Source organism: Armatimonas sp. (genome assembly GCF_043760365.1).
Lineage (GTDB): Bacteria > Armatimonadota > Armatimonadia > Armatimonadales > Armatimonadaceae > Armatimonas.
Genome location: NZ_JAYUPA010000389.1, coordinates 1 through 5,026 on the forward strand (window position 1 = coordinate 1; position 5,026 = coordinate 5,026).

Below are 5,026 nucleotides of genomic sequence, written 5' to 3' on the forward strand. Positions count from 1 at the left end.
GATCTCCTGGTTGCGGTTCTCCGAGTTGCGCGCGGAGCCACGCATGAGCTGTAAGTAGTCCACGATCACCAGATCCAGCGCCCCCTGCTCCGCCTTCAGGCGACGGCAGCGTGCTCGCATCTCCAGAGAGCTGATGTCCGTGGTGTCGTCAATGAACATCGGCGCGTCCCAGAGTCGGTTCACTGCCTCCGAGAGCCGAGACCATTCTTCGTCTTGCAAAAATCCTGTGCGCAATTTATGGGCATTTACTTTGGCCTCCGAGCACATCATGCGCTGCACCAGCGACTCCTTGCTCATCTCCAGAGAAAACGTCGCCACCACACTGCCCTTACCCGCCGCATTCTGCCCAATATTCATCGTCAGGGCCGTATTATGAACGATAATGTCCTGTGCGATAAAGTTCGCCCCATCAGGAACCGTCAGATCGTAGACTTGGTGCTCACCAATCGGCTCAATGGAAGCAATCCCGTCGTAGAAGAGATGCCCCATCAACAACGGAAGATGCGTTTGTCCGATACCAAATCTTGTGACTTCCCAGCCCCCACTTGTCCGAGTTAGCCGTGTCGTCAGATTGGCGCGTAGGCACAGATGCTGAAGGGATCGAGCGGTCTTTTCCGAGTCCGTGATAAAAGATTGCTTACAGAGCAAACTATGCGCAAGAAGCCATGTGTCTTCTTTGGACAGTTTCGATAGTCTCGGAACCGCTCCAAGGTCGCCCTTTCGGAGGTCATCCTGAAGTGATTCAAGTTGTGTCGTTGTTAGATTAGAAGAATCCGAAGAGAGATCAAGCAAACGCGGAGTCGCTATTTTATCCCCTGGCACAAGATCATGGAGCGGTTTCCAGCCATCCAGTGTCAGAAAGGGATGGTGGCCTGTTACTTCAACAAAACGTCCGAGTTCCGTGGTGACACGGAAAACTGGCTTGATGCCGCTGTCAATCCAATTGGAAACTTCTGTGGGGCGTACGAGACCATCGGCAGAGATTCCTAGGACGCGCTTCTGGCGAGTGCACACCGCTTCTTGGATTGTGCGCTGCTCACCCGTGTCTGGATCAACGACCAGGTTGTCAAACTTGACGCATTTCCCCATACTCGGGCGCGCGGCGATAATAATCAAATCGCCACGTTTGAGGCCGCTGGTGATGTAGTTGAGGTCGTAGAAGCCGGTGTCGGTGCCGCTGACGACGCCTTTGTCGTGGTAGGCGGAGTCAATCTGATCGAAAACCTCATTGAGCAGCGGGCGGAGTGGGGTGAAACCTTCGGTCTTGCGCTTGCGGGCGACATTGAAGATCGCGCGCTCGGCCTGATCCACCAGCGTGTCCACTTCATCGGTCTCGCCGTAGGCCATGCCGGCGATCTCGGAGGCGGTCTCGATCAGGCGGCGCAGAACTCCCTTCTCGGAGACGATCTTAGCGTAGTAGACAACATTGGCGGGTGTGGGGACGTACTCAGCGAGCTGCATGAGATAGACATAGCCGCCCGTCTGCTCCAGCGTGCCACGCCGTGTTAGCTCATCCTTGAGGGTGACAATGTCCACCGGCTCATCTTTATCCACCAGAGAGAGCATCGCCTCGAAGATGCGGCCATGTGCTTCGCGGTAGAAGTCCTGCTTGTCTAAAAACTCGGTGACGCGCTCAATGGCGCTGCGGTCTCCCAGCAACATAGAGCCGAGCACGGCCATCTCGGCCTCGATATTTTGGGGGGGAACGCGTCCGGTCATAGAAAACTCAGATCATTATAAAAAACAAAAGGGCGCGGCTTACTGCCGCGCCCTAACTTATTTGCGCGGCCTAGCCTACGCCTTTTCGACCGCGACCGTCACGGGGACAGTAATGTCTTTGTGGAGCTTAACATCCACATGGAAGGTTCCCAGAGCGCGGATGACATCCAGCAGCAACACGCGGCGCTTGTCAACGCTCACGCCCAGGTCTTTCTTGAGAGCTTCCGCAATATCGCCCGAAGTAATCGAGCCGTAGAGGCGATCCCCCGCGCCCGCTTTCCCTAGAATCTTAAGTGTCTTACCTTCAAGAGTCGCCTGATCTTTCTGTGCCTGGGCAAGCAGTGCCTCGCTCTTGCGCTCCTCAGTGGCGTGGCGCGCTTCCAGAATCTTCAGGGCACCACCCGATGCCGACACTGCCAGACCTCGGGGAATCAGGTAGTTGCGAGCGTAGCCATCGGAAACTAAGACAACTTCGCCCTCTCTGCCGACCTTGACGACATCCTTTTGCATAATCACGTTCATAAACTTACTTCCTTATTTGTAGTCCGACTCTAGGACGATTCCCATTGCCCACGGAATCTAGTCCCAGAGTCAGTGCTGTATTTTTATTTAGCCGCGCTCGGAGCCGAGTATTGACAGTAAAACGGTTTGGGTCGAACACATCCAGGCGCCACTGTAGCGGCCCTGTCTGCGTATCGAAGCCGACTCCCAGCTTACTGCCAAAGAGGCCATAGCGCGTCCAGAGTTCTCCGCTTTTCTGCCCGACCTGCACATTGACCTGGTTACGCTCGGTCGTATCGGTGATGCCGACTCGAAAGAGCTGCCCCTCCACAACCTGTGCATAATTGGTATCGAGCTGAAAACGCTCCGCCTTTGTATCGTACAGAAAGTCTCCGGTCAAGCCTGACTCGTACCAAGACGGCTGCCTGCGACTGTCGGGAGGTCGGTTACCAGAGGGTGCTGTCCCTGCTTTTTTCTCTCCAGGCAGTCGCAATGCCTCGACACGAGCCGTCAAATTTTTTATTGACCCACTCGCATCTTTCACGTTAGCAACGGTTATCTTGATGTTGTCGAGCAGCTCGGGATCCGTTGCGGCTAGAGAAAGCTTCCCTGCGGTCGTGTCAAGTTTCTGGGAGATTGCCACCAGGTTCTCTGAGATTTTGGTGAGGTTCGTGGTGGCCACGAGCACATTTTCTTTTAAGTTTTTATCGCCTACCAGCTGAGTCATCTGCTCCGTGAGGCCGGCCACACCTGCTGCGGCGTCGTTGGCGGAGCGCAGAAGTGTCTTGATACTTTCTCGGCTGTCTGCAACAGTCAGTTTGGCCTCTTTGGCAAGCCCCTCGGTCTCCGTGGCGATCCGCCCCCCAGATTTCATCACGGAATCCAGATCCTTAATGAGAGTCTGTGTCTCTTTCGAAAGGGCAGCAACTTGTTTTTCGAGGAGGGGCGCGATCGTCTTTGCCGAGGCCGCGACCTCACCCGCATTGCCAATGACGATGTCTACTTTTTTGAGGGTCGCTGGAAGCAGTGCGGAGGTCGCACGAAGGTTGCGTAGCGTTGCCTGGATATCTCCCTGCGAATCATCGAGGGCCCCGATTGCTCCCATTTTATTGATTTTCTCGCTCATCAACCGCAGGTTATGGGCAGTCGCCACAAGGTCCTCGCGCAGTGCATCATCGTTGGTAAACTTACTCATCCCCGCCAGAGCGGAGTCAAGTCCCGCTGCGGGCTCTCCTTCCAAAGGAGTCTGTTTTGTGGTTTCATTTGTTATAAAAGTGGTCTCTTTACTCGGGACTATTGTCACCACGGCACCGCCGCCCAGAAGCCCGGACGCGACACTAAACTGTGACTTCACCGGAATCTTGACTCCGTTCTTGACGCGCACCAGCACCACCGCTCGCCGCCCATCGTCGGAGAGGCGAATACTCTTTACGGAGCCCACCTTGAAGCCCGCTACCCGTACATCCTCGCCGCCTTTGAGCCCTTTGGCATCGTCGAAGGCGACCTGGAAATCCGTGGAGTTGCGCTCCTCCCAGCTCTGATTGAGCCAGCCTTTGGCCAGGATCAAACCTGCCACCCCTACGACGGTCACAACCCCCGTTACTAAATCGCGCTTACTCATGTTTTTCCATCTTGCTCAACCGATTTCGATGGGGCCTTCGACCTCGCCCCGAATGAACTGCTGAATGACAGGATCGTCACTGTTTTGAACTTCACTGGGAGTGCCATAGATCTGCGCCTTGCCTTCATAGAGCATTAATATTTTATCCGCGATTCGGAAAATACTCCGCATGTCATGGGAGACGACAACACTGGTGACATTTTTCTTATCGCGTGTGCGCACAATCAACTGATCAATCGCAGCAGCCGTCACCGGGTCTAGGCCACTGGTCGGCTCATCGTAGAGGATGATCTCCGGATCAGTGGCCAGGGCACGGGCGAGGCCGACGCGTCGCCGCATGCCACCTGAGAGCTCTGGCGGCAGGCGCTTCTCGATCCCAGGTAGCCCGACTTCTCTAAGGTGCTCCTGGATCCGCTGTGTCAGTTCCCCCCGCGACTTCTTCTTGAACTCCATGCGACGTGGCCCGCGTAGCAGCCCGAAGGCGATATTGGCGTAGACATTCATCGAATCAAAGAGCGCTGCGTATTGGAAGACCACCCCCATCTTAGCGCGAATCGGCAATAGCTCACGCTCTTTCAAGCCCACAATGTCCACATTATCAATGAGAAGCTGCCCACTAGTGGCACTCACCAGCCCAGCAATGCAGCGTAGAATCGTGGACTTACCCGCACCGGAGAGCCCCATGACGCAGAGAATCTCTCCGGGAGCGACATCCAGAGTAATGCCACCAAGAATCTCTCGGCCATCCACAGCATAGCGCAGATCACGCAGGGTAATCCGGGGGGATTCCCCCCCCTCGGGCACGTGTTCAGACAACGGACTTCGCCTTGAAAAACCACGTCAGTACAAAGTCAGCCGCAAACACAAGAATAATCGTAAAGACGACAGCACGGTTGGTGGAGCGCCCAACACCTGCGGCGCCGCCTTTTGTTTCCAGCCCCTCACGGCAGGCGATGAGCGCGATGAGAGTCCCGAAGACCAAAGCTTTGAGCAACCCCTCCAGAATATCGGAGCCGTTGGGCTCCAGAAGCTGACGGAACGAGTCCGTGTACTGAAGCGGCGTCTGTCCCTCGTTTACAGCGATCATCCCCCCCCCGAGGATTCCTGCCGCATCGCCAAAGAGAGTCATTATGGGACCCATAACCAGGCAGGCGAGAAGGCGTGGCACAACCAGATAGGCAATAG

Annotated in this window: 5 protein-coding genes; all 5 read right to left on the reverse strand. The window is 55.7% G+C overall.

What is annotated here, in order from left to right; all coding sequences use genetic code 11:
* On the reverse strand, positions 1-1,719 hold a 1,719-nt coding region (locus tag ACH2EH_RS09280), incomplete at its 3' end, for a DnaB-like helicase C-terminal domain-containing protein (RefSeq protein ID WP_395141023.1).
* Between the two features lie 75 nt (positions 1,720-1,794).
* Positions 1,795-2,241, reverse strand: coding sequence for a 50S ribosomal protein L9 (gene rplI / locus ACH2EH_RS09285; protein WP_395141024.1), 447 nt, complete (start codon positions 2,239-2,241; stop codon positions 1,795-1,797).
* A gap of 4 nt (positions 2,242-2,245) precedes the next feature.
* The gene (locus ACH2EH_RS09290; RefSeq protein ID WP_395141026.1) at positions 2,246-3,841 is read right to left on the reverse strand and encodes an MlaD family protein; all 1,596 of its coding nucleotides are present in this window, start codon (positions 3,839-3,841) and stop codon (positions 2,246-2,248) included.
* 15 nt (positions 3,842-3,856) lie between these two features.
* On the reverse strand, positions 3,857-4,657 hold the full coding sequence (locus ACH2EH_RS09295; protein ID WP_395141028.1) for an ABC transporter ATP-binding protein: 801 nt from the start codon (positions 4,655-4,657) through the stop codon (positions 3,857-3,859).
* Positions 4,650-5,026: MlaE family ABC transporter permease (locus ACH2EH_RS09300; protein WP_395141029.1), on the reverse strand; the 377-nt coding region annotated here is incomplete at its 5' end. The genes ACH2EH_RS09300 and ACH2EH_RS09295, both read right to left, overlap by 8 nt.

What these genes read in the sequence shown, in the direction of transcription:
- rplI (WP_395141024.1), bottom strand. Translation starts at nt 2,241, where the DNA reads ATGAACGTGATTATGCAAAAGGATGTCGTCAAGGTCGGCAGAGAGGGC.
- ACH2EH_RS09290 (WP_395141026.1), bottom strand. Translation starts at nt 3,841, where the DNA reads ATGAGTAAGCGCGATTTAGTAACGGGGGTTGTGACCGTCGTAGGGGTG.